Raw genomic sequence first — 22164 nt, 5'->3', positions numbered from 1 at the left:
GTTGCCGCCGCCATCGCGCCGGATATTCCCGAAATTAAGGCGGGCTTGCCCGGCGCATGTCAATATTCTTTCTTCATTGAAAATTTTTCAGTCATTGTTAATTTCATTACATCAATGGGCGGGAAGGCGATGACCATCAGGGAACGACTGGCCGAACTGACCGCGCCGACCCCGGCGGAGGCGAAGCTGCTCCAGGTCCTGCTGGCGGATTATCCGCTGGGCGGGATCGGCACGGCCTCGGGCCTCGCCCGCAAGGCGGGGGTGAGCGATCCGACCGTGACCCGTTTCGTCGCCAAGCTGGGCTTTGCCGGCTTCGCCGATTTCCAGGCCGGCCTTCTCGCCGAAGTCGAGGCCAGCCTGCATTCGCCCCTGCTGATGATGGCGGCGAAGGCGGCGGACAAGACGCCGACCGATCCCTTGCGCGCCTTCCTGTCGTCCGCCGCGCGGCAACTGGCCGATTACGCCGACAAGGCCTCACCCGCGGTGTTCGATCCGCTGGTCGAGTTGCTGTCGCAGGCGCCGGGGCGGATTTATCTGCTCGGCGGGCGCTTCAGCCGGCATCTGGCCTCGATCCTCGCCACCTATCTGGTGCATTTCCGCGAAGGGGCGGTGGACCTCGGCCCCTGTTCGTCCGAGACGGTGGACCGGCTCGCCGACATGGGCCGGGCCGATGTCCTCGTCGTCTTCGATTACCGCCGTTATCAGAGCGATGTCGTCGATATCGCCCTGCAGGCGGCGGAACAGGGCGCCCGGGTGGTGCTGTTCACCGATCCCTGGCTGTCGCCCATCGCGAAGGCCGCCGCCCATGTCGTGGTCGCGCCCGTCGAACTCGACTCGCCCTTCGACAGTCAGGTCACCGCCCTCGCCCAGGTCGAGGCCCTCGGCCATCTGATGATCAGTCGCGCCGGCCCGCGCCTTCAGGCCCGGATGGAACGGGTCGAGCGCCTGCGCCACGCCAATCGCGTCACCCTCGATGGCCCCGCCCGGGGTCCGGCATCGTGACCGCCGCCGGCTGGCCGCCCGCCGTCACCCTCCGTAACGAGGGCGGTCGCTCGCCCTTCGTCCTCCTGTGCGAACACGCCAGCCGGCATATCCCCGTGGAATACAACAACCTCGGCCTGCCCGAGGCGGAGGTTCGGCGCCATATCGGCTGGGATATCGGCGCCGCCGAGGTCGCCGCCCGCCTGTCCGACCTGCTGGACGCGCCCCTGTTCCTCGCAGGCTATTCCCGCCTGCTGATCGACCTGAACCGGCCCCTGCATTCGGCGGGCCTGATCCCCGCCCGCTCGGAGGCGACCGACATTCCCGGCAACCTGAACCTCGATCCCGCCGAACGAAAGCGCCGGATCGAGCACATCTTCGCCCCCTTCCACGACAGGGTCGCCGCCATGCTCGAACATCGCCTCGCCCGGGGCGTGCCGACGATTCTGGTGACCGTCCACAGTTTCACGCCGGTCTATCTGGGCGAGGCGCGGCCTTGGCACGCCGGCATCCTGTTCGACCGCTCGGCCGCCTTCGCCACGCGCCTGATCGACCGCCTGTCGCGGGAGCCGGGCCTCGTCGTCGCCGGGAATCAGCCCTATCGGATCACCATGGACGAAGACTACGCCATCCCGCGCCACGGCCAGGACCGCGGCCTCGACGCGGTGCTGATCGAGATCCGGAACGACCGCATCGCCACCCCCGAGGGCGCGCAGCAATGGGCAGAACGGCTGGCGCGGGCGCTGGCCCCCGAAGTCGGGGGAGGCAGCGCCCCACCATAACGCCTTCGATCACACGTCGAGATTGGCGACCGAGAGGGCGTTTTCCTGGATGAAATCGCGGCGCGGCTCGACCACGTCGCCCATCAGCTTGGCGAAAATCTCGTCCGCCGTGTCGGCGTGGGAGACCTTGACCTGCAGCAGGGTGCGCGCCTCGGTGTCGAGGGTGGTTTCCCACAGCTGCTCCGGGTTCATCTCGCCGAGGCCCTTGTAACGCTGGATGGTCAGGCCCTTGCGGCCGATGGCGAGCACGGTGTCGAGCAGCGCGGTCGGGCTGAACACCTTGGTGTCCAGGTCCTTGCGGGTGAAGCGGGCCGGCTCGGCGTAGATATGCTGCAGCTCGGGCGCCATTTCGTCGAGGCGCATCGCCTCGGCCGAGCGGTAGAGGCCGATGTCGAGGACATGGGCCTCGCGCACGCCGCGCACTTCCCGCGCGACGACGAGGCCGCCGTCGACGCCCGCTTCGCCGCTCCAGCCATCCTCGCCCTCGGCCGCGAGCTGGTCGAGGCGGGTGGCGACCCTTGCCGCCGCCGCCGTCGTCGTCGCCGCGTCGGCCAGCACCGCCGGCGACAGGGCACCGGAGATTGCCGCGTGCTCGACCACCGGCAGGGCATAGCGCCGGGCCGGCGCCACGAGGAGGCCGCGCACCTGGCGCGCCTGCTGGATCACCGCCCGCAGGTCGTTCCCCGCGAGCTGGGTGCCGTCGCCGAGGGTCAGCACCGCGCCTTCGAGGCCGACGTCGATCAGATTGTCCTCGAGCGCCCGCTCGTCCTTCAGATAGACCTCGGACGACCCGCGCTTGATCTTGTAGAGCGGCGGCTGGGCGATATAGAGGTAACCCTTCTCGATCATCTCCGGCATCTGGCGATAGAAGAAGGTCAGCAGCAGGGTGCGGATATGGGCGCCGTCCACGTCCGCGTCGGTCATGATGATGATCTTGTGGTAGCGGATCTTGTCGATATTGAAATCGTCACGACCGATGCCGGTGCCGAGCGCGGTGATCAGCGTGCCGATTTCCTGGCTGGACAGCATCTTGTCGAACCGCGCGCGTTCCACGTTCAGGATCTTGCCGCGCAGGGGCAGCACGGCCTGATTGGCGCGGTTGCGGCCCTGCTTGGCCGAGCCGCCCGCCGAATCGCCCTCGACGATGAAGAGTTCGGATTTGGCCGGGTCTCGCTCCTGGCAGTCGGCGAGCTTGCCGGGCAGGTTCGAGACGTCATAGGCGCCTTTCCGCCGCGTCATCTCGCGCGCCTTGCGCGCCGCCTCGCGCGCCGCCGCCGCCTCGCAGACCTTGGAGACGAGGACGCGGGCCGGTCCCGGATGTTCCTCGAACCATTGCTGCAGCTTCTCGTTGATCAACCCCTCGACCGCCGGGCGTACTTCGGAGGAGACCAGCTTGTCCTTGGTCTGGCTGGAGAATTTCGGGTCCGGCACCTTGACCGACAAAACGCAGGTCAGACCCTCGCGCGCGTCGTCGCCGGTCAGGGTGACCTTCTCCTTCTTGGCGATGCCCGACTCGGTCGCGTAACCATTGACGGTGCGCGTCAGCGCGCCGCGGAAGCCGGCGAGATGGGTGCCGCCGTCGCGCTGCGGGATGTTGTTGGTGAAGCAGAGGACGTTTTCGTGATAGCCGTCGTTCCACTGCATGGCGACGTCGACGATGATGCCGTCCTTCTCGCCCCGGATCACGATCGGGGTGTCGACCAGCGGCTTCTTGTTACGATCGAGGTAACGCACGAAAGCCTCGACCCCGCCTTCGTAATAGAGATCGGCCACCTTGGGCTCGACCCCGCGCCGGTCCTCGAGCACGACGCGGACGCCCGAATTCAGGAAGGCGAGTTCGCGCAGGCGGTGCTCCAGCGTGTCGTAATCGAAGACGACCTGGGTGAAGGTCTCGGTCGAGGGCAGGAAGGTGACCTGGGTGCCCGACTTGTCCGTCACCTCGCCGACGACGGCGAGCGGGGCTTCCGGCACGCCGTGGCGGAAGCGCATGTAATGCTCCTTGCCGCCGCGCCAGACCCGGAGGTCGAGCCAGCTCGACAGGGCGTTGACGACCGAGACGCCGACGCCATGCAGGCCGCCCGAAACCTTGTAGGTATCCTGATTGAATTTCCCGCCGGCATGGAGCTGGGTCATGATCACTTCGGCGGCGGAGACGCCCTCGCCTTCGTGGATCTGGGTCGGGATGCCACGGCCATTGTCCTCGACCGTGCAGGAGCCGTCGGGGTTGAGGGTGACCAGCACCCGGTCGCAATAGCCGGCCAGCGCCTCGTCGATCGCATTGTCGACGACTTCATAGACCATGTGGTGCAGGCCCGAGCCGTCGTCGGTATCGCCGATATACATGCCCGGGCGCTTGCGCACCGCGTCCAGTCCTTTCAGCACCTGGATCGCATCGGCGCCGTAATGGGCGGCGCCTTCGGCGGTATCGCGGCGGTGGGACTCGTTGGTGGTCATGTCGTTACCCTCGGGATCACGAAGCCGCGGCGACCTGGCCGTCGCGGACATCGAAGAATTGGCCACGGTCCTCGAGACCGTGGAACAGCGACCTTTCGGTTCCGGTCAGGAAGGCCTGCAGGCCCCGCCCGGACAGGAGGTCGTAAAGCATCTGGCGCCGGCCCGGGTCGATATGGGCCGCCACCTCGTCGAGCAGCAGAATGGGTGCCCGGCCCTCGGCCCGCGCGACCAGCGCGGCCTGCGCCAGCACGATGGCGATGAGCAGCGCCTTCTGCTCGCCGGTCGAGCAATGGGACGCCGGCAGGTCCTTGGCGACATGGCGCGCCGTCAAGTCGCCCCGGTGCGGGCCGGTGACCTGCACACCGGCCTCGGCATCGCGGGCGCGCGTCGCCGCCAGCGCCGCCTTCAGCCGCGCGGCGAGCCCCGCCTCCTCCGTCTCCGCCCAGCCCTCGACCTCGCCGGTCAGGGTCAGCTCGGCCGCGGGGAACGGCGTTTCCGCCGCCGCCATTTCCGCGTTCAGTTCGGCGACCGCGCCCCGCCGCGCCACGGCGATGGCGGCGCCGGCCTTGGCCGCCCGCTCCTCGATCGCGGCGAGCCAGGTCGCGTCGCGCGGGCCGTTCAGCAGCAGGCGCATCCGCTCGTCCCGCGCCTTGTCATAGGCGATATGGGCCTCGGCGTGGGACGGGCGCCGGGCCAGCACCAGCCGGTCGAGGAAGCGCCGCCGCCCGGCCGCGCCCTCGGTCCAGATGCGGTCCATGGTCGGCGTCAGCCACAGGATCGACAGGTCGCGGGCCAGGCTGGCCTGGGTCGCCATCGCCCCGGCGCGCTTCACGATGCGCCGATCGCCCTCCCCCGCCGTCGCCGTGCCGAGATCGAGCGGGGCGACCAGATCCGCGCCCTCGATCGTCGCCGCCACCGCGAAACCGCCACCGCCGCCCATGCGGGCCATGTCCGCCGCCCGGGCGTGGCGCAGACCCCTCCCGGGCGAGAGCAGCGAGACCGCCTCGAGAATATTGGTCTTGCCGGCGCCATTCGGCCCCGACAGCACAACCGGCCCCGGCCGCAAGGCCAGCACCACCCGCTCGTAGCAGCGGAAATCGGTCAGCATCAGGCGCGAGACATGGCGATGCGCCACCTCGACAGCCATGGGCGCCGACCGGACCGCGAGCACAGGCCGCCTCAGACCCGCATCGGCATCAGGACATAGAGGGTGGCGTCATCGCCCTGATCGCGCACCAGGGTCGGGGCCAGCGAATCCGCCAGCACCATGCGCAACACGTCCGAACCGATCTGCTGGGTGATATCGAGCAGATATTTGGCGTTGAAGCCGATTTCCATCGGGCTGGCGCGGTAGGAGGCCGCGACCTCTTCGACCGCCGAGCCATTGTCCGGGCTGGTCACCTGCAGGGTGACCCGGTCCTGGTCGAGGATCAGCTTCACCGCCCGCGTCTTGTCGGTCGAGATGGTCGAGACGCGGTCGACGGCGGCGGCGAAGAGCCGGGGGTCGATTTCCAGCACCTTGTCGTTCGCGGTCGGGATGACGCGGGAATATTCCGGGAAGCTGCCGTCGATCAGCTTGGAGGTCAGCACGATATCGTCGAAGGCGAAGCGGATCTTGGTGTCGGACAGCGACACTTCGACATCGCCCTCGGTCTCGTCGACCAGCTTGCGCACTTCGTTCACCGTCTTGCGCGGCACGATGGCGCCCGGCAGACCGGCCGCGCCCGGGGGCAGCGGCACCTCGAAACGGGCGAGGCGGTGACCGTCGGTGGCGACGCCGCGCAGCACCGGAAGCCCGGCCGATTCCGTCGCGTGGACATAGATGCCGTTCAGGTAGTAGCGGGTTTCCTCGGTCGAGATGGCGAAGCGCGTCTTGTCGATCAGGTCGCGCAGGGCCTTGGCCGGCAGGGCGAAGCGGTGCGGCAGGCCGGCGTCGGCGATGACCGGGAAATCCTCCCGCGGCAGGCACTGCAGCTGGAAGCGCGAGCGCCCGGCGGCGAGGGTCATGCGGCCGCCGTCCTCCGCCTTGTAGGTCAGCTCGACATCGGTGCCTTCCGCCAGCTTGCGCACGATGTCGAACAGCGTATGCGCGGGGGCCGTGGTCGCGCCCGCCTGCACGATGTTGGCCGGCACGCTTTCGACGATGGCGAGGTCGAGATCGGTCGCGGTCAGGTGCAGCTGGCCGTCGCGCGCCTCGATCAGCACGTTGGAGAGAATGGGAATGGTGTTCCGACGCTCGACGACGCTGTGGATATGGCCGAGGGTGCGCAGGAGGGCGCCGCGTTCAATGATCAGCTGCATACGTCAGGTCTCGAAACGTCGGTCGTGATCCGTGGGGGACGGGATCAGGCGGGCTGAAACGGCGCCGGACGGCGCCCCCGCGCCCCGCCGACAGGGCGGAGGCACGGTGCTAGAGGATAGCAAAAGGCGGGGCGCCCGCCATAGCTTTTTAACCCCGGGCAACATATTGATTTTACGGGCTTATCGGGCGCCCGCCCAGGGCCTTCCGACGGCCCGGCCAAAACCTGTGCGCGGGGGTGATTCGCGCGTCCCGGAATGCCCATCTCCGCGGCATGAATCACCATTGTGTTCGCGCATGGCGCGCGCCAGTCTGAGGCGCGCGCGTCTGTCGGCGCTTTATCTTCGGAGTAGCTGTCTTGGCCAATTTCACCGGAACCAATGGCGCGGACGTTTATGGCGGCACCACGGGCAACGACACCATCAGGGGCCTCGGCGGCGACGACGAACTCTACGGCGACGCCGGCAACGACACGATCGACGGCGGCGACGGCGACGACCTGATCGGCGGCGGCGCGGGCACCGACCGACTGATCGGCGGCAACGGCGACGATACCTATGTCCTCGACGAAGACACCGTCGACACGATCGTCGAGAGCGCGACCGGCGGCTTCGATACCGTCGTCAGCTTCTTCGACTACACGCTGCCGCTCAACATCGAGGGCCTCTACCTCTATGCCGGCACGAGGGGCGACGGCAACGATCAGCAGAACGTCCTGATGGCCAACGACCGCGGTAACCGGCTCTATGGCCATGGCGGCGACGACGGCCTCCTCGGCGGGGCCGGCAACGACTACCTCGATGGCGGCGCCGGCAACGATGAAATGGAAGGCGGGGCCGGCGACGATACCTATGTGATCGACAGCACGGGCGATCTGGCCAGGGACAGCGCCGGGCTGGACACGGCGCTGATCTCGGCGACCTGGGCCGCCGGTGAGGGGATCGAAAACCTGGTCCTGCAGGGCACGAGCGGCATTCGCGCCGTCGGCAACGCGCTCGGCAACAAGATCACGGGCAATGCCGGCGCCAATACCCTCGACGGGCGGGACGGTGACGATACCCTGCTGGGCGGCGATGGCGACGACAAGCTGCTGGGCGGCAACGGCACCGATATCCTGGATGGCGGGGCGGGCAAGGACGGCCTCGACGGCGGGGCCGGCGACGACACGCTGAAAGGCGACCTCGGCGACGATACCCTGACCGGTGGCATCGGCAAGGACGCGCTGGACGGCGGCGACGGCGACGACATCCTGAACGGCGGCGATGGCGACGATACGCTGAACGGCGGCATCGGCCTCGACACCCTGATCGGAGGCATCGGCAAGGACACGCTGGACGGCGGCGACGGCGACGACATCCTGAACGGCGGCGATGGCGACGACACGCTGAAGGGCGGCCTCGGTGACGACACGCTGAAAGGGGGCAAGGGCAACGACACCTATTATGTCGGCGCCGACGGCACCAGCCCCGACGTGGTCAGCGAGGCGGGCGGCGACGGCATCGACACGGTGATCGCCGATCGCGACTACACGCTTGGCGCGGGTATCGAGAAGCTCGTGCTGCGGGCGGGGACCGTCGGCGCCGGCAATGCCGACAACAACACGATCAGCGGCAACAGCGGCAGCAACCGGCTGCTCGGCAACGCTGGCGACGATACGATCAGCGGCGGCGACGGCAAGGACCTGCTCTATGGCGGCGCCGGTGCCGACAGGCTGAATGGCGGCGTCGGCGTCGACAAGATTTTCGGGGAAGACGGCAACGACACCCTCATCGTCTCAAGCCCGGCGCATCTGCTCGCCGGCGAGGTCTACGATGGCGGCGCCGGAACGGACACGCTGGACGTGGTCGCTTTCGGCGATGGGCAACAGGTGGATTTCTCGGGCGTCTCGATCCGGAACATGGAAATCCTGACCAGCAGCGGCATCCTGACCATGTCGCTGAAGACCCTGAAATCCTTCGACACCATCAGGGCCGCGGCGATCCAGTTGACCGAAGGCGGCCGGATCAATCTGTCCGGCCTGTCCCTGCAACTGTCCAGCGTCGTGGCCTATCAGACCAATCTCCTGCTCTCGAACACGGCGACCGTCGTCAACCTCGGGCTCCTCGATGCGCCGGCCTATCCCTACGAGATGCTTTCGGTGGCGGGGGGTGACGGCAATGACGAAATCACCGCCGGCCGGTCCTGGAGCAAGATGACCATTTCCGGCGGCGGCGGTAACGATATCCTGAAAGGCGGCGTCGACATCGCCTCGACCGTCCTCGACGGGGGTGACGGCGACGATCGCCTGTATGGGACGACGGGCTCCACCACGCTCGTTGGCGGCACCGGCAAGGACATGATCCGTGGCGGCTCGGGCGATGACACCATCATGATTCTGAAGGGCGATCTGGTCGCCGGCGAAGTCTACGACGGCGGCGACGGGATCGACTGGGTCATCCCGTATTTCCAGCAGTCCCAACAGGTCGCCACCTTCGATTTCAGCGGCGTCACCTTCAGGAATGTCGAAGGCCTGAAGGCGCAGAACACCACGCTGAACATATCCGTCGCCGACATCGGCCAGTTCGACCGGGTCTATATCCCCAATATCCTGAAACTGACCTCCGGCGGTGTGCTGGACATCGGCAGCGACACCCTGTTCTACGCGATGCGCGTGCAGTTCAGCAATCACTCGACCACGCTCGACATGCGTCAGGACGCCGGCGCGACCAACAAGGTAACGGTCTTCTATGTCTCCGGCGGCACCGGCAACGACACGATCTACGGCAATGCCATCGCTCAGGACATCTCGGGCGGCAGTGGCATGGATACGATCGACGGTGGCGGCGGCGCGGATCGGCTCACCGGTGGCGCAGGTCTCGACACTTTCGTCTTTGGCAGGGGCAGTGACATCGACAGCCTGCTCGACTTCGAGAATGGCAAGGACCGGATCGACGTGAGCGCTTTCGGCTTCCATTCGCTCGACGACCTCCGCGCGGCGGGAGGTCAGGTCAAACAGCAGGGGGCCGACACGCTGATCACCTTCGACGCCGACAGCAACGACGGCATCCTCTTGCTCAACACCGCGGTCGCCGCCATCGACACCGGCGATTTTCTCTTCGCCTGACGTCGCCCGCCCCGCGGCGCCAGCCGCGGGGTTTCACCCCAACGTCGAATAATTTCGGGGCCTTACGCCTCGAGGACGCGGCGCAGGGCGTCGATGTCGTCCTGGAAGGCGGTGTCGGTCGAGCACAGCTCTTCGATCTTGCGCACGGCGTGGATCACCGTCGTGTGGTCGCGGCCGCCGAACTTGCGGCCGATCTCGGGCAGGGAGCGCGAGGTCAGCTGCTTCGACAGATACATGGCGACCTGACGGGGCCGGGCGACGGCGCGGGCGCGGCGGGCCGACAACAGGTCGGCGAGGCGGACGCCGTAATAATCCGAGACCTTGCGCTGGATTTCCTCGATCGTCACCCGGCGATCGTTGGCGCGCAGCAGGTCCTGCAGCACCTCCTGCGCCATCTCGACCGTGATCGGCCGGCCGACCAGTTCGGCGAAGGCGACGACGCGGTTCAGCGCGCCTTCGAGTTCGCGCACATTGGACGTGATGCGATGGGCGAGGAATTCCAGCACCCGGCGCGGCACGTCATGCGTGCCCATGCCCTCGACCTTCTGTTCGAGAATGCCGAGGCGCAGTTCGTAGTCGGTCGGGTGGATATCGGCGACGAGGCCCCAGCCGAGGCGGGAACGGATACGCTCCTCGATGCCCTCGAGATCGGTCGGGCTGCGGTCGGCCGAGATGATCACCTGGCGGTTATGGTCGACGAGGGCGTTGAACGTGTGGAAGAACTCTTCCTGCGTGCTGTCCTTGCCCGAGATGAACTGGACGTCGTCGATCATCAGGACGTCGACCGAACGGAACTGCTCCTTGAAGGCCATCGTGTCCTTGAAGCGGAGCGCCCGGATGAACTGATACATGAACTTCTCGGCCGAGAGGTACAGGACCTTCTTCTCCGGCGCCTTCTCGCGCAGGGCCCAGGCGATGGCGTGCATCAGGTGGGTCTTGCCAAGGCCGACCCCGCCATAGAGGAACAGCGGGTTGAACTTCACCGCCTCGCCCTCGGCGACCCGGCGGGCCGCGGCATGGGCGAGTTCGTTCGACTTGCCGACGACGAAATTGTCGAAGGTGAAACGGGTGTCGAGCGGGGCGCCGACACCGACATCCTGGATGCTGGAGGCCTGGGCCGCGGGCGCGCTTGCCGTCGCCACCGCGGCGACGGGCGCCGCGACCGCGGCGGCGGCACCATAGGCGGCTGCGGGTCGGATCGCCGCCGCCTGCGCCGGCTGGGGCGCGGGCGCGGCAACGGCCGCTGCCGGCGTGGCCATGCGCGGCGCCACCAGGAAATCGACCAGGGTCACGCCCGGTTCCTCGGTGCGCCACAGGGCGGTCAGACGGTCGGCGAAATGGCTGCGCACGTAATCGCGCATGAAGGTGGTGGGCACGGCCAGCACGACCGTGTCGGGCGCGCGCAGCTCGACCAGATTGAGCGGACGAATCCAGCTCTGAAAGGTGTTGTCGCCGAGTTCGAGCCGGAGGCGTTTCTTCACCGCCGTCCAGGCTGCCTCGAATTGCTGGTTCTGGAACATGCCTGCCGAATCCGCCCGACCTGGTCGCCCGCCATCAATCGCATCCCCGGGGGCCTGCGCCGGCCGGGGCGTCACCGCCGTCACGTCTGCCGCCAGGGCAGGCCCTCGGCCTTCCAGCCGCCGCTCGCGCCGCGATGGCCCGCGCCATCGAGATCGCCCTCGAAGCCGCCGACGATGTTATAGGCGGGCGCGATGCCGGCGGCCGTCGCGGCGATCGCCGCCGACCGCGAGCGCGCGCCCGACCGGCACAGAAACAGCACGGGCGATGCCTCGCCATGCCCGACCTGCGCCAGGGCCTGCCGCAGCTCGGCCAGGAAATCCTTGTTCGCCGCCATGCCGGGAAAATGCGCCCAGGCGACCAGGGCCGGCTTCTTGCCCACGGGCGTCAGATCGGGCAGGCCGACGAAACTCCATTCGGCCTGCGAACGGACGTCGACCAGCACCGCGCCAGAGTCCTGGCTGAGGATACGCCACGCGTCACCCGGGGTGATGTCACCCGCGTAATCTGCCACGACTCCACTCCTCTTCTTCTCATCCGGCGCGGCTATCCTGCCCGGCGGCGCGGCCCCTGGCCCTGCGCCTGCCCCGGCAGTCAACCGGCGGAACTTTCCCGTTCAACAGCCCCGAACGGAAACATCCCGACGACAACGACGGTTGCTCGCCCATCTGCCGATCGGACAAAAGAATCCCGTTCCTGCGCCGCGATATCCGCGACTGCAGGGGTCTGAATTCCCTTCGCTCGATTAGCTTCCCCGCCAGCCCTGCGAGGAGCCACACCATATCAACCGACCAAGTCGGAAGCAACGGGACCGAAGCGGGAACGGTGAAGAATCGCCACAGGTCACATCGCAGGCGGGCACCCGCATACCGCAGGCAGACGCGAAATCTTCAGCGCGCCTGCAACAACATCGTGTGTACGGAAATGCACACGGCCCGCACCGGGCGGGCCGCTGTCATGCCGCGGCCTGCGCCGCGACGCCGTCTGGCAGGATCGGCCGCGGCCGATCCCCGCCGATCAGTTGGCGGAAGCGCCGAGCGCCTTCACCCGGGCCGACAAGCGCGAGATCTTGCGGGAAGCGGTGTTCTTGGGCAGCACGCCCTTGATCACGCCGCGCGCGATCTCCGGCTCGGCCGCCGCGAAGGCCGCCTTGGCCGCCGCCGCGTCGCCGGCCTCGAGCGCCGTCTCGACCTTCTTGATGAAGGTGCGGATGCGCGAGACGCGGGCACGGTTCACCGCGGTGCGACGTTCCGTGACGCGCACGCGCTTCTTTGCCGATTCCGTATTCGCCATAGTGTTCAGACCCGATGTGGATAACCTGGAAAACGAGCGCGGACATCTATCACCAGAGGCCGGGGGAGTAAAGCCGATTCTGACCTTCCGCCCCGGCCACCCGCCTAGCCATCGAAGCCGAGGCCGCGCGGACTGAATTCGATGTCCATGTATTTCCAGCTGTCATAGGTGGAGACCGGCAGATTGCGCAAGGGGTTGCACTTCTGCAGGGCGATGAAGGCCTTGTTGATGAAGGCCGGCGTCGTGGTCGAGGTCTGGTCGATCTTCTGCGGCTGGCCGATCAGCGCCCCGCTCTGGTCGTAGCGCACGCGGAAGGTGACCGACATCGTGTCGATCCCCGCCATGCCCATGTCGACATACCAGCATTCCTTCATCTGGGCGATGATCGCGCCCTTGTCGGAATTGCTCAGCGGCTTGGTCGGATCGTTGGCGTCGAAAATCTCGCGGTTCGGCGTCGTGCTTTCCCGCGTCCGGGGCGGCGGCGCGCCCGGCTTCTTCGGCGCCGTGTCGTTCAGCAGCGCGTCCAGCTCGTCGAGATCGACGGGCTTGGCGTCCGGCTTCTCGGGCTTCGGCTTGGTCGGCTTCTGCGGCTTTTCGGGCGCGGGCTTGGTCTCGGCCGGCTTCTGGGGCTTTTCGGGCTTCTCCGGCTTCTCCGGTTTCGGCTTCTCGGGCTCCTTGGGCTTTTCCGGCTCTTTCGGCTTTTCCGGCTCCTTCGCCGGCACGGGCTCGGGCACCTCGCTCTTCACGGGGTCGGGCGGGCGCACCTCGGCCACTTCGCGCGGCGGCGTCGGCTTTGGCTGGGGCGCGGGCACCGGGGGTGCCGTCTCGGCCGGGGGCGCGGGCGTCGCGGCCTGCGGCGGCGGCGGGGCGGCGGCCGGGGGCGGGGTCTCGTGCAGCTCTTCCGCCGGCGGCAGGGGCTTTGTCGTCGGCGCGGGCGGGATCGGCGTCTTCACCCGCTGCGGCGGGGCGGGATTGGCCCTTTCGCTGATCACGTCGACGATCTCGACCGAGTAGATCTCGGGCTCGGGCAGGGGCCGGGCGAACTGCGGCAGGCCGAACACCAGAAGGGCGATCAGCAGGAGATGCAGGATACCGGAGGCAATGGCTGCGCCCTTGCGCATGATCGGAACCGAACCTTTGTCGTCTTAAGCGTTACGTCACTTGGCGGGCGGCAGGGCGATCAGGGCGACCTTGGTGAAGCCCGCCGCCTTGATCAGGCCCATGGTCTCCATGACCTTGCCGTAGTTGATGGCCTGATCGCCGCGGACATAGATGCGGGTCTCCGGCCCCTGCTTGGCGCTGCCCTGAAGCTGCGCGACCAGGGTATCCTTGGTCACCTCGTTGTCGCCGATGAACAGGCGTCCCTCGCCATCGACGGAGACGATCACCGGCTTGTCGTCCTGGGGCAGGGTGTCGGCCTGGGTGGTGGGCAGATCGACCGGCACGCCCACGGTCATCAGCGGCGCCGCGACCATGAAGATGATCAGCAGCACCAGCATGACGTCGACCATGGGGGTGACGTTGATGTCGCCCATGGGCGCGCGGCCGCGCCGTCCGCCCCGCCTGCCGCCACCGCCGAGGGAAGCGCCCATGACTCAGCTCCTCCGCTCGTCGACCTGGCGCGACAGGATGGCCGAGAATTCGTCGGCGAAACCCTCGAGCCTGCCCTGGAAGCGGCCGACGTCGGACGACAGCTTGTTATAGGCGATCACCGCCGGGATGGCGGCGACAAGGCCGAGCGCGGTCGCGAACAGCGCCTCGGCGATACCGGGCGCCACCACCGAGAGCGAGGTGTTCTTGGAGATCGCGATCGACGAGAAGGAATTCATGATGCCCCAGACCGTGCCGAACAGGCCGACGAAGGGCGCGGTGGAGCCGACGGTGGCGAGGAAGCCGAGATAACGCTCCAGCCCGTCCAGCTCGCGGTTGAGGGCAACGCGCATCACCTTGGAAATCCGCTCCTGCAGGCCGGTGGCGAGGGCCGCGCCCGGCGCCGCCAGACGCTCGGTCGCGCGGCGCCATTCGCGCATGGCGGCAACGAAGACCAGGGCCATCGGGTGATCCGGCCGCGCCTGAATGCGGTCGTAGAGGTCGTCGATGGAATTGCCGGACCAGAAGGCTTCCTCGAACTGGTCGGCCTGGACCTGCACCCGGCGCAGGCGGCGCAGCTTGTCGATGATGATCGCCCAGGACCAGAAGGAGGCCAGCAGCAACAGGATGACGACGAGCTTCACCACCCAGTCGGCCTGCAGGAACAGGCCCATGATCGACATGTCGGGCGCGGCCGCGCCGCCGAGACCCGTGGCGGCGATATCGCCCACGGGCGCGGTCAGCGCACCCGTCGTTGCATCAGGATTCATTTCGGTTTCCCGTTTGATGATGGTTGTTCTTGAATCTCGAAGGGGGCAAAAGCGTGGCGAACCGGGTCCGGAAAGCGCCGCGGCCGGCCCTGCCGGTCGAGGCAGGCGATTCGGACCGTCGCCTGTGTCATGATTTCAACACCCCGGCGCACGATCTGAAGCGATTCCATGCTCGCGCCCTTCAGCACCTTCAGTCGGGTCTCGACAACGAGGGCATCGTCCAGCCGGGCCGGGCGGGCATAGTCGATGTCGATCCGCTTCACGACGAAGGCCAGCGGATCGTCGCCCTCCATCATCGCGTTCTGGTCGATGCCGATCTGGCGGGCGAAGTCGCTGCGCGCCCGTTCCATGAATTTCAGGTAATTGGCGTGATAGACGATGCCGCCCGCGTCCGTGTCCTCGAAATAGACCCGCAGGGGCAGCCAATGGGCGCCTTCGGCCAGCACCCCCACCTGGGGGCCCAGCGCCGTGACATCAGGCATCGTCCACCTCACCGAGCAGCGGCAGCTGCGCAATGTCGGGGCGATCCGGCAGGGCAAGACCCAGGTGCCGGAACGCCGCCTGCGTCAACATGCGCCCTCTTGGTGTGCGCTGCAACAAACCTTGCTGGATCAGATAGGGTTCGATGATTTCCTCGATGGCGTCGCGCGGCTCGGACAGGGCCGCGGCCATGGTCTCGACCCCCACAGGCCCGCCGCCGTAATCGCGCGCGATGGCCGAGAGATAACGATGGTCCATGGCGTCGAGGCCACGGCCGTCGACCTCGAGCCGGGTCAGGGCGGCATCGGCGACCTTCGCGTCGATCGCCTCGGCCCTGGCCACCAGGGCGAAGTCGCGCACCCGGCGCAGCAGGCGGCCGGCGATGCGCGGCGTGCCCCGCGCCCTGCGGGCGATCTCGCGCGCGCCATCCGGCGTCATCGCGACATTGAGGATATGGGCGCCGCGCCGGACGATCAGCTCCAGCTCGTCGACCTCGTAGAAATTGAGACGAACCGGAATGCCGAAACGGTCGCGGAGCGGCGTCGTGAGGAGGCCCGAGCGGGTGGTGGCGCCCACCAGCGTGAAGGGCGGCAGGTCGATCTTCACCGAACGCGCCGCCGGCCCCTCGCCGATCATCAGGTCGAGCTGGTAATCCTCCATCGCGGGGTAGAGCACTTCCTCGACCGCGGGGTTCAGCCGGTGGATTTCGTCGATGAAGAGGACATCGCGCGGCTCGAGATTGGTCAGCAGGGCGGCGAGATCGCCCGCCCGCGCGATCACCGGACCGGAGGTCGACTTGAAGCCGACGCCGAGTTCCCGCGCCATGATCTGGGCGAGCGTGGTCTTGCCAAGGCCGGGCGGGCCGAAGAACAGCACATGGTCGAGGGCATCGCCCCGCGACCGCGCCGCCTCGATGAAGACCTTCAGATTTTCCCGCGCCTTGGCCTGGCCGACGAAATCGTCGAGCCGTGTCGGCCGCAGGCTGGTCTCCAGCAGATCTTCCTCGCGCCGGGCGGAGGAGACGACACGGCCTTCCCCGCTCATCGCGCCAGCTCCTTCAGGCTCTGCCGGATCAGGGCGCCCACTTCTGCATCCTTGCCCAGCTTGGAGACGGCGGCGGCGACCGCGACCGAGGCTTCGGCCGGCTTGTAGCCGAGATTGACCAGGGCCGAAGCGGTCTCGGCCATGGCGCTGCCGCCCGCGGGCGGCGCGCCGGCCGGGGCGGGACCAGGCACGAAGGCGCCGCCACCGACCGCGGGCACCCGGTCCTTCAGTTCCGTGATCAGGCGCAGCGCCAGCTTCGGCCCGACGCCGGAGGCGCGGCCGAGGGCGGCCTTGTCGCCGGCCATGACGGCGCGGGAAATCTCGTCCGGCGCCAATGCGTCGAGGATCGCCAGGGCGACCTTGGCGCCGACGCCCTGCACCGTCTGCAGGACGCGGAACCAGTCCCGCTCCGCCTTGTCGAGAAAGCCGAACAGGCGGATCGAATCCTCGCGCATCACGGTCTCGACCACGAGGCAGACCGCCTCGCCCGGCGCCGGCAGGCGGCGCAGGGTGCGGGCCGAACAGGAGGCGACATAGCCGACGCCGCCGCAGTCGACCATGGCCCAGTCCTCGCCCGTTTCGTCCAGCCGGCCCGACAGCTTGCCGATCATCGCCGCGCCCCCGCCAGCATCAGCCCTCGGGCGAGCGCCCGGTCGCTGGCGGCATGATGGGCATGACAGATGGCGACGGCGAGGGCATCGGCCGCGTCGGCGCCATTCACCTGCACCGTCGGCAACAGGACCTTCACCATGTGGTGGATCTGGCCCTTGTCGGCATGACCGGCGCCGACGACCGATTTCTTGATGTGGTTCGGGGTATATTCCGCGACCGACAGGCCGGCCAGCGCCGGCGCCAGCAGGACGACGCCGCGCACCTGACCCAGCTTCAGGGTCGAGGTCGGGTTCTTGTTGACGAAAGTTTCCTCGACCGCGGCGGCATCGGGGGCATGGGTGGCGAGCACCGCCTGCACCCCCTCGAAGATATGGCGCAGGCGGACCGACAGCTCGTCCGCCGCATTCGAGGTGACGACGCCATTGGCGATGGGCACGAGGCGCGAACCCACGGCCTCGATCACGCCCCAGCCGGTGCGCTGAAGTCCTGGATCGAGGCCGATGATGCGCATCCGTCGCCCGCCCTGTGCCGCCGCCGCTCCCCGCCCGCTCAGGCCGAGAGCTTGGCCATGATCTCGTCCGAGACCTCGAAGTTGGTGTAGACGTTCTGGACGTCGTCATTGTCGTCGAGATAGTCGATCATCTTGAGGAGGCTGCGCGCCGTCTCCTCGTCGACCGGGGACGAGACGCTGGGCTTGAACACCAGCTTGGCGCCATCGGCGCCGCCGAACTTCTCCTCGAGGGCGTCGCGCACGGTGCCGAGATCGTCGACCGAGGTCACCACCTCGTGGCCGTCCTCGGTCGAGACGCAGTCTTCCGCGCCCGCCTCGATCGCCGCTTCCAGCATGGCGTCCGCCGTCGCCACCTCGGCCTTGTAGTTGATCTGGCCGATGCGGTTGAACATATGCGAGACCGAGCCGGTCGAGCCGAGGTTGCCGCCGAACTTGGTGAAGATCGAGCGGACTTCCGAGGCGGTGCGGTTGCGGTTGTCGGTCAGGCCCTCGACGATGACGGCGATGCCGGCCGGGCCATAGCCCTCGTAGCGCACTTCCTCGTAGTTCTCGCTGTCGCCGCCAGCCGCCTTCTTGATCGCGCGGTCGATATTGTCCTTGGGCATGTTCTCGGCCCGGGCCGCCAGGATGGCGGCGCGCAGGCGCGGGTTCATGTTCGGGTCGGGCAGCCCCATCTTGGCCGAAACGGTGATTTCGCGGGCGAGCTTCGAGAAGATCTTGGACCGCTTGGCGTCCTGCGCGCCCTTGCGGTGCATGATGTTCTTAAACTGGGAATGGCCTGCCATGATGTCTCTCCAGGGGCCGGATGGACCGTAGCCCTGATCTAGTCTTACGAGCGATTGGGGTGGAAATTACCATATCTGGTAGGAAAGCGTAGCTTTCAGTCCGAAGGCCCGCTCAGTCCGGAGGCCACTGGGGTTTCAGCCGGCCGCCGACGCGCAAGGGCTCGATCTTCAGGGCGAGGCCCGTCCGGTCGTCGGTCTCGACCAGAAGGCCGCAGACCGTCGCCTCGCCCGAGGCGGCCTCGAAGCGGCCGCCGGGGATCTTGCGGATGAAGCGGTTCACCGGTTCGGCCTTGTCCATGCCGATCACGCTGTCGTAATCGCCGCACATGCCGGCATCGGTCTGATAGGCGGTGCCGCCCGAGAAGATCTGGGCATCCGCCGTCGGGATATGGGAATGGGTGCCGACGACGAGGGAGACCCTGCCATCGCAGACATGGCCCATGGCCATTTTCTCGGAGGTCGCCTCGGCATGGACGTCGACGATAATCGCCGAGACCGTGGTGCCGAGGCGCACCTTGGCCAGTTCCGCCTCGACCGCGGCGAAGGGATCGTCCAGCGGGTCCATGAAGATGCGGCCCATGACGTTGATCACCAGCACCTTGCGGCCGCCCTGCGCGGTCTCGAAGATGCCGGCACCGCGCCCCGGGGCCGACGGCGGGTAGTTGCGCGGGCGCAGCAGCCGGGGGTCGCCGCCGATATAGGACAGCGTCTCCTTCTGGTCGAAGGCATGGTTGCCGGTCGAGATCACGTCGACGCCGAGGGCGTAGAACTCCTTGGCGATCTGCGCCGTGATGCCGAAGCCGCCGGCCGCATTCTCGCCATTGACGACGATGAAGTCGGGTTTCAGCCGGGCCCTGATATCGGGCAGATGTTTGGCCAGCGCATCGCGGCCGGAGCGGCCGACGACATCGCCGAAGAAGAGCAGCCTCATGGGCGGATTCCGATCGTCTCGCGCTCGGTTACGATCCAGTCGAGGGCGGCGTCATTCGCCGCGCGGGGCACGGATGCCACTTCCTGCACCGAAAAAGCAAGCCCGATGGCGACCAGATGGGGTTTTGCCGCACGAAGTCGGGGCAGAGTGCGGTCGTAATAGCCCCCGCCCTGACCGAGCCGGCCCCCTGAGCGGTCGAAACCGACGAGGGGGACGAGCACGACATCGGGCAGGATTTCATCGCCCGCGACTGGCACGGGAATATCGAATTCCCCGGCCTCGAGCGCCAGCCCCTCGGCCCAGCCGCGGAATTCGAGCGGGCGGCCCGGCGCGACGACGACCGGCAGGCACAGCTCGTAACCCCGGGCCGACAGGCCGCGCAGGGCCGGCAAAGGGTCGATCTCGCTGCCATGGGCGACATAGCCGGCGACCGTGCCGCTGTCCGGCAGGGGCACGGTCGCCAATTGCGCCGACAGGGTTTCCGGCGCCGCGGGCAGATCGGCGCGGGCGGATTTCCGCCGCTCGCGCAGCAGTTTCCGCAACGTCGCCTTTTCGTCGTCGATATCCATCGGCCCGGCGCCCGCATTCTCTCGACAGGGTGGGTATCCGGCGCGAAGGACCGGAGAGGGTGTGGCGGGACCACCGACGCCGCTGGCGTTCCGATCCTCTGTGGCCTGCGTCAGCAGGTGGGCGCCATGTTCCCGGACCAGAGCCCGGCAAGGGACAGCTCCCAAAGAGTCGGTATTGGCCCCAGGGATTGCAGTGCCTGGCGCGCGCAGCAGTACCCGCCACACCTTCTATTTAGGGACTCATGCCCCACTTGTCCAAGCCCTCGTTTCACATTTCGGCATCGAGGCGGTGGCCGCCCCGGCCGGCCGTGCTATTCTTCGCGAGGGGGTAAGAAAAGCAGGAGGCATCGCCATGCACAGGCATCTTGCAGGGCTCTTGGCCGCGGCGGGCATCGGCATCGCCACCCCCGCCATGGCCGGCGATCTCTACCGCATCCAGCCCGGCACCACGACCATCGGTTTCTCGGTCGATCATCTCGGCCTGTTCTCGACCGAAGGCAGCTTCGGTCGCTTCGAGGGCAACCTCCTCCTCGATCTCACCGATCCGAGCGACAGCCGGGTCGAAGTCCGCGTCGACACGACCTCGGTCTCGGTCCCCTCGGACCTCGCGGAAGACAAGCTGCGCTCGGCCGATTATTTCGATCCGGCGCGCTTTCCCCAGATGCGCTTCAAGGCGGTGTCGGTGAAAGACCTCGGCAACGACCGGGTGGAAATCACCGGCGATCTGACGATCCGCGACGTCACCCGGCGCGAAGTCCTGCAGGCCGCGCTGACCGGGCGCCGCACCGACCCCGAAACCAAGGCGGAGGTCGCCGATTTCGTCGCCTCCGGCACGGTGGAGCGGGCGGATTTCGGCATGACCGCCGATCAGGATTTCGTCTCGAACGACGTCCAGCTGAACATCAGCGCCCACATCCAGCTCAGCCCCGGGGGCTGACGCCCTTGACTAGCCGCGCTTCGCGTGGCGGTCGGCGAAGCGCAGGATGCGGTTGCAGGCTTCTTCCATGGCCGGCAGATCATAGGTCATGGACAGGCGCAGATGGCCGCCCGCCTCGGGGCCGAAGGCATCGCCGACCAGCGTGGTCACCCGTTCTTCCTCGAACAGGCCGTTGGCGAATGCGTCGGCCGACAGGCCGGTGCGGCGCACGTCGACCATGACGAACATGCCGCCTTCCGGCCGGTGACACGACAGATGGGGACTCTGCCCCAGCCGCTCGAAGACGAGGCGGCCGCGCGCCCGGTAGGCTTCCTTCATGCGCTTCTGCGCCGACTGGTCGCCCTCGATCGCCTCGATCGCCGCCGCCTGGATGAAGGGCGGGCAGGAATAGATCATGCACAGCACGAGGCGGCAGTACTGCTCGACGAAATCCTTCGGGCCGACCGCCCAGCCGATGCGGAAACCGGTCATGGCGTGGGATTTCGACAGGCTGCACACGGTGATCGCCCGCTCCGCCATGCCGGGCAGGCTGGCCGGGCTGATGTGCGGCCGCTCGTGGGCGAGGCTGGCATAGACCTCGTCGGTCAAAACCCAGAGGTCGCGGCGCTTCGCGACATCGGCCACCGCCTCCACCTCCTCGCGGGTCATGACCGCGCCGGTCGGATTGTTCGGCGTCGTCAGCATCAGGCCGCGCACATGGGGCTGGGCCGCGGCCTTCTCGAGGTCGGCCGGATCGAGGTGGAAGCCCCGCTCGGGGTAGAGCGGCACGTCGACGATGGAGGCGCCGGCGGCGCCGATCAGCGCCTCATAGGTGACATAACGGGGCGAAGGCACGATCACCGCGTCGCCGGGGCCAAGCAGGACCTGCGCCGCCGCGAACATGGCCGACTGTGCCCCGGCCATGACGACGACATTGCCGGCCTCGACCTCCTGCCCGGTCAGGCGGGTGTGATACTTCGCGATGGCGGCCCGCAGGGCCGGGTGGCCGGGAATATCGCCGTAATGGGTATCCCCGGCATCGAGCGAGGCTTTCAGGGCGGCGTTGATGTTGGGGGCCGAATCGAAATCGGGATCGCCGACCGACAACAGAATGACGTCCTCGCCCCGGCGCTGGGCCTCGACGCCGCGGAAATGAATGCCCCAGGCCGTGGAGCCCTTGCCCCCCAGCCGCTCGACCCTCGAAGAAAAATGCATGACACGCCCTGTGGAAATCGAAGCCCCACCATAACCAAGGCCCGTTCCCCTCGCCACCGCGCGGCCCTGCGCGGGGTGCAGACCACCTAGAGTATTTTGCCGATTCATGGAATCGGCAAAATACTCCGATGTCTTGAAGTCGCGCGGTTTCTGGCGGCAAACCGGCGTCCACTTTGCCGGAAACCGCGCTAGGTTCTGGACTCATAAGACCTGAGCCATAGGCGGGTTGCGGCGAGCGACACAGCTGCGAGGAAGTTGGCAGCGAGCTTGTCGAAGCGCGTGGCGACTCGCCTGAAGTGCTTGATCTTGCT

At 67.7% G+C, this 22164-nt stretch carries 21 protein-coding genes, 1 other RNA gene and 1 pseudogene; 4 read left to right on the top strand and 19 right to left on the bottom strand.

What is annotated here, in order from left to right; translation table 11 throughout:
* Positions 1-129: 129 nt before the first annotated feature.
* Positions 130-1002, top strand: a complete 873-nt coding sequence (locus tag DKG74_RS19950; protein WP_109907970.1) for a MurR/RpiR family transcriptional regulator — start codon at positions 130-132, stop codon at positions 1000-1002.
* On the top strand, positions 999-1763 hold the full coding sequence (locus DKG74_RS19945; protein WP_207779438.1) for an N-formylglutamate amidohydrolase: 765 nt from the start codon (positions 999-1001) through the stop codon (positions 1761-1763). Before DKG74_RS19950 ends, DKG74_RS19945 begins: the two co-directional genes overlap by 4 nt.
* A gap of 9 nt (positions 1764-1772) precedes the next feature.
* Here the strand turns inward: DKG74_RS19945 and gyrB are convergent, their stop codons facing one another.
* The 3 genes from gyrB to dnaN are packed head-to-tail and all read right to left on the bottom strand — an operon-like array spanning position 1773 to position 6518.
* On the bottom strand, positions 1773-4217 hold the full coding sequence (gyrB, locus tag DKG74_RS19940; protein WP_109907940.1) for a DNA topoisomerase (ATP-hydrolyzing) subunit B: 2445 nt from the start codon (positions 4215-4217) through the stop codon (positions 1773-1775).
* Positions 4218-4233: 16 nt separating this feature from the next.
* Positions 4234-5364, bottom strand: coding sequence for a DNA replication/repair protein RecF (gene recF, locus DKG74_RS19935; protein ID WP_109907969.1), 1131 nt, complete (start codon positions 5362-5364; stop codon positions 4234-4236).
* Positions 5365-5396: 32 nt separating this feature from the next.
* Positions 5397-6518 carry a DNA polymerase III subunit beta gene (gene dnaN / locus DKG74_RS19930; RefSeq protein ID WP_109907939.1) on the bottom strand — a complete coding sequence of 374 codons (1122 nt, stop codon included), beginning with the start codon at positions 6516-6518 and terminating at the stop codon, positions 5397-5399.
* 356 nt (positions 6519-6874) lie between these two features.
* Here dnaN and DKG74_RS19925 point away from each other — a divergent pair, with 356 nt between their 5' ends.
* The gene (locus tag DKG74_RS19925; RefSeq protein WP_109907938.1) at positions 6875-9619 is read left to right on the top strand and encodes a calcium-binding protein; all 2745 of its coding nucleotides are present in this window, start codon (positions 6875-6877) and stop codon (positions 9617-9619) included.
* Between the two features lie 62 nt (positions 9620-9681).
* Here DKG74_RS19925 and dnaA read toward each other — a convergent pair whose 3' ends face one another.
* The 14 genes from dnaA to ssrS form a co-directional block, all read right to left on the bottom strand.
* The gene (gene dnaA, locus DKG74_RS19920) at positions 9682-11139 is read right to left on the bottom strand and encodes a chromosomal replication initiator protein DnaA (RefSeq protein WP_109907937.1); all 1458 of its coding nucleotides are present in this window, start codon (positions 11137-11139) and stop codon (positions 9682-9684) included.
* Positions 11140-11219: 80 nt separating this feature from the next.
* The gene (locus DKG74_RS19915) at positions 11220-11651 is read right to left on the bottom strand and encodes a rhodanese-like domain-containing protein (RefSeq protein WP_109907936.1); all 432 of its coding nucleotides are present in this window, start codon (positions 11649-11651) and stop codon (positions 11220-11222) included.
* A 503-nt stretch (positions 11652-12154) separates the two neighbouring features.
* Positions 12155-12430 (bottom strand): 30S ribosomal protein S20, encoded by a 276-nt coding sequence (gene rpsT / locus DKG74_RS19910; RefSeq protein WP_109907935.1) that lies wholly within the window; start codon positions 12428-12430, stop codon positions 12155-12157.
* Between the two features lie 104 nt (positions 12431-12534).
* Positions 12535-13551, bottom strand: coding sequence for a hypothetical protein (locus DKG74_RS21875; protein WP_165837773.1), 1017 nt, complete (start codon positions 13549-13551; stop codon positions 12535-12537).
* A 36-nt stretch (positions 13552-13587) separates the two neighbouring features.
* Positions 13588-14022: a protein TolR gene (tolR, locus tag DKG74_RS19900; RefSeq protein ID WP_109907934.1), complete on the bottom strand. Its 435-nt coding sequence runs from the start codon at positions 14020-14022 to the stop codon at positions 13588-13590.
* A 3-nt stretch (positions 14023-14025) separates the two neighbouring features.
* On the bottom strand, positions 14026-14790 hold the full coding sequence (tolQ, locus tag DKG74_RS19895; protein WP_109907933.1) for a protein TolQ: 765 nt from the start codon (positions 14788-14790) through the stop codon (positions 14026-14028).
* Positions 14787-15272 carry a tol-pal system-associated acyl-CoA thioesterase gene (gene ybgC, locus DKG74_RS19890; RefSeq protein WP_109907932.1) on the bottom strand — a complete coding sequence of 162 codons (486 nt, stop codon included), beginning with the start codon at positions 15270-15272 and terminating at the stop codon, positions 14787-14789. Before ybgC ends, tolQ begins: the two co-directional genes overlap by 4 nt.
* Positions 15265-16314: a Holliday junction branch migration DNA helicase RuvB gene (ruvB, locus tag DKG74_RS19885; protein WP_109907931.1), complete on the bottom strand. Its 1050-nt coding sequence runs from the start codon at positions 16312-16314 to the stop codon at positions 15265-15267. The genes ybgC and ruvB overlap by 8 nt, the downstream gene beginning before the upstream one ends.
* Positions 16311-16925 carry a Holliday junction branch migration protein RuvA gene (gene ruvA, locus DKG74_RS19880; protein ID WP_109907930.1) on the bottom strand — a complete coding sequence of 205 codons (615 nt, stop codon included), beginning with the start codon at positions 16923-16925 and terminating at the stop codon, positions 16311-16313. Before ruvA ends, ruvB begins: the two co-directional genes overlap by 4 nt.
* Positions 16922-17437 (bottom strand): crossover junction endodeoxyribonuclease RuvC, encoded by a 516-nt coding sequence (gene ruvC / locus DKG74_RS19875; RefSeq protein WP_109907929.1) that lies wholly within the window; start codon positions 17435-17437, stop codon positions 16922-16924. The genes ruvA and ruvC overlap by 4 nt, the downstream gene beginning before the upstream one ends.
* 38 nt (positions 17438-17475) lie before the next feature.
* Positions 17476-18222: a YebC/PmpR family DNA-binding transcriptional regulator gene (locus tag DKG74_RS19870; RefSeq protein WP_109907928.1), complete on the bottom strand. Its 747-nt coding sequence runs from the start codon at positions 18220-18222 to the stop codon at positions 17476-17478.
* A gap of 112 nt (positions 18223-18334) precedes the next feature.
* Positions 18335-19153: a TIGR00282 family metallophosphoesterase gene (locus tag DKG74_RS19865; protein WP_109907927.1), complete on the bottom strand. Its 819-nt coding sequence runs from the start codon at positions 19151-19153 to the stop codon at positions 18335-18337.
* Positions 19150-19722, bottom strand: coding sequence for a 5-formyltetrahydrofolate cyclo-ligase (locus DKG74_RS19860; protein ID WP_109907926.1), 573 nt, complete (start codon positions 19720-19722; stop codon positions 19150-19152). The genes DKG74_RS19865 and DKG74_RS19860 overlap by 4 nt, the downstream gene beginning before the upstream one ends.
* Before the next feature lie 63 nt (positions 19723-19785).
* A non-coding RNA gene (gene ssrS / locus DKG74_RS19855) (6S RNA) lies at positions 19786-19941 on the bottom strand.
* A 133-nt stretch (positions 19942-20074) separates the two neighbouring features.
* Between ssrS and DKG74_RS19850 the strand changes: the two genes are divergently transcribed.
* A complete protein-coding gene (locus DKG74_RS19850) occupies positions 20075-20659 on the top strand; it encodes a YceI family protein (RefSeq protein WP_109907925.1) in 585 nt (194 codons plus the stop codon).
* 9 nt (positions 20660-20668) lie between these two features.
* On the opposite strand, the gene DKG74_RS19845 is transcribed toward DKG74_RS19850, so the two are convergent.
* Together DKG74_RS19845 and DKG74_RS19840 are read right to left on the bottom strand one after the other, a co-directional pair.
* A complete protein-coding gene (locus DKG74_RS19845; RefSeq protein WP_109907924.1) occupies positions 20669-21853 on the bottom strand; it encodes a pyridoxal phosphate-dependent aminotransferase in 1185 nt (394 codons plus the stop codon).
* 188 nt (positions 21854-22041) lie between these two features.
* Positions 22042-22164 (bottom strand): annotated as a pseudogene (locus DKG74_RS19840) (IS5/IS1182 family transposase); the annotation flags it as partial.

This window comes from Zavarzinia aquatilis, assembly GCF_003173035.1.
Taxonomy (GTDB): Bacteria; Pseudomonadota; Alphaproteobacteria; order Zavarziniales; family Zavarziniaceae; genus Zavarzinia; species Zavarzinia aquatilis.
The sequence above is the reverse complement of the archived record's forward strand: the minus strand, read 5'-3'. Positions and strand labels throughout refer to the sequence as shown.

Excerpts from the sequence above, each read along its gene's own strand:
- DKG74_RS19950 (WP_109907970.1), top strand. The coding sequence starts at position 130 with ATGACCATCAGGGAACGACTGGCCGAACTGACCGCGCCGACCCCGGCG.
- gyrB (WP_109907940.1), bottom strand. The coding sequence starts at position 4,217 with ATGACCACCAACGAGTCCCACCGCCGCGATACCGCCGAAGGCGCCGCC.
- recF (WP_109907969.1), bottom strand. The coding sequence starts at position 5,364 with ATGGCTGTCGAGGTGGCGCATCGCCATGTCTCGCGCCTGATGCTGACC.
- dnaN (WP_109907939.1), bottom strand. The coding sequence starts at position 6,518 with ATGCAGCTGATCATTGAACGCGGCGCCCTCCTGCGCACCCTCGGCCAT.
- dnaA (WP_109907937.1), bottom strand. The coding sequence starts at position 11,139 with ATGTTCCAGAACCAGCAATTCGAGGCAGCCTGGACGGCGGTGAAGAAA.
- rpsT (WP_109907935.1), bottom strand. The coding sequence starts at position 12,430 with ATGGCGAATACGGAATCGGCAAAGAAGCGCGTGCGCGTCACGGAACGT.
- DKG74_RS21875 (WP_165837773.1), bottom strand. The coding sequence starts at position 13,551 with ATGCGCAAGGGCGCAGCCATTGCCTCCGGTATCCTGCATCTCCTGCTG.
- tolR (WP_109907934.1), bottom strand. The coding sequence starts at position 14,022 with ATGGGCGCTTCCCTCGGCGGTGGCGGCAGGCGGGGCGGACGGCGCGGC.
- tolQ (WP_109907933.1), bottom strand. The coding sequence starts at position 14,790 with ATGAATCCTGATGCAACGACGGGTGCGCTGACCGCGCCCGTGGGCGAT.
- ybgC (WP_109907932.1), bottom strand. The coding sequence starts at position 15,272 with ATGCCTGATGTCACGGCGCTGGGCCCCCAGGTGGGGGTGCTGGCCGAA.
- ruvB (WP_109907931.1), bottom strand. The coding sequence starts at position 16,314 with ATGAGCGGGGAAGGCCGTGTCGTCTCCTCCGCCCGGCGCGAGGAAGAT.
- ruvA (WP_109907930.1), bottom strand. The coding sequence starts at position 16,925 with ATGATCGGCAAGCTGTCGGGCCGGCTGGACGAAACGGGCGAGGACTGG.
- ruvC (WP_109907929.1), bottom strand. The coding sequence starts at position 17,437 with ATGCGCATCATCGGCCTCGATCCAGGACTTCAGCGCACCGGCTGGGGC.
- DKG74_RS19870 (WP_109907928.1), bottom strand. The coding sequence starts at position 18,222 with ATGGCAGGCCATTCCCAGTTTAAGAACATCATGCACCGCAAGGGCGCG.
- DKG74_RS19865 (WP_109907927.1), bottom strand. The coding sequence starts at position 19,153 with ATGAGGCTGCTCTTCTTCGGCGATGTCGTCGGCCGCTCCGGCCGCGAT.
- DKG74_RS19860 (WP_109907926.1), bottom strand. The coding sequence starts at position 19,722 with ATGGATATCGACGACGAAAAGGCGACGTTGCGGAAACTGCTGCGCGAG.
- DKG74_RS19850 (WP_109907925.1), top strand. The coding sequence starts at position 20,075 with ATGCACAGGCATCTTGCAGGGCTCTTGGCCGCGGCGGGCATCGGCATC.
- DKG74_RS19845 (WP_109907924.1), bottom strand. The coding sequence starts at position 21,853 with ATGCATTTTTCTTCGAGGGTCGAGCGGCTGGGGGGCAAGGGCTCCACG.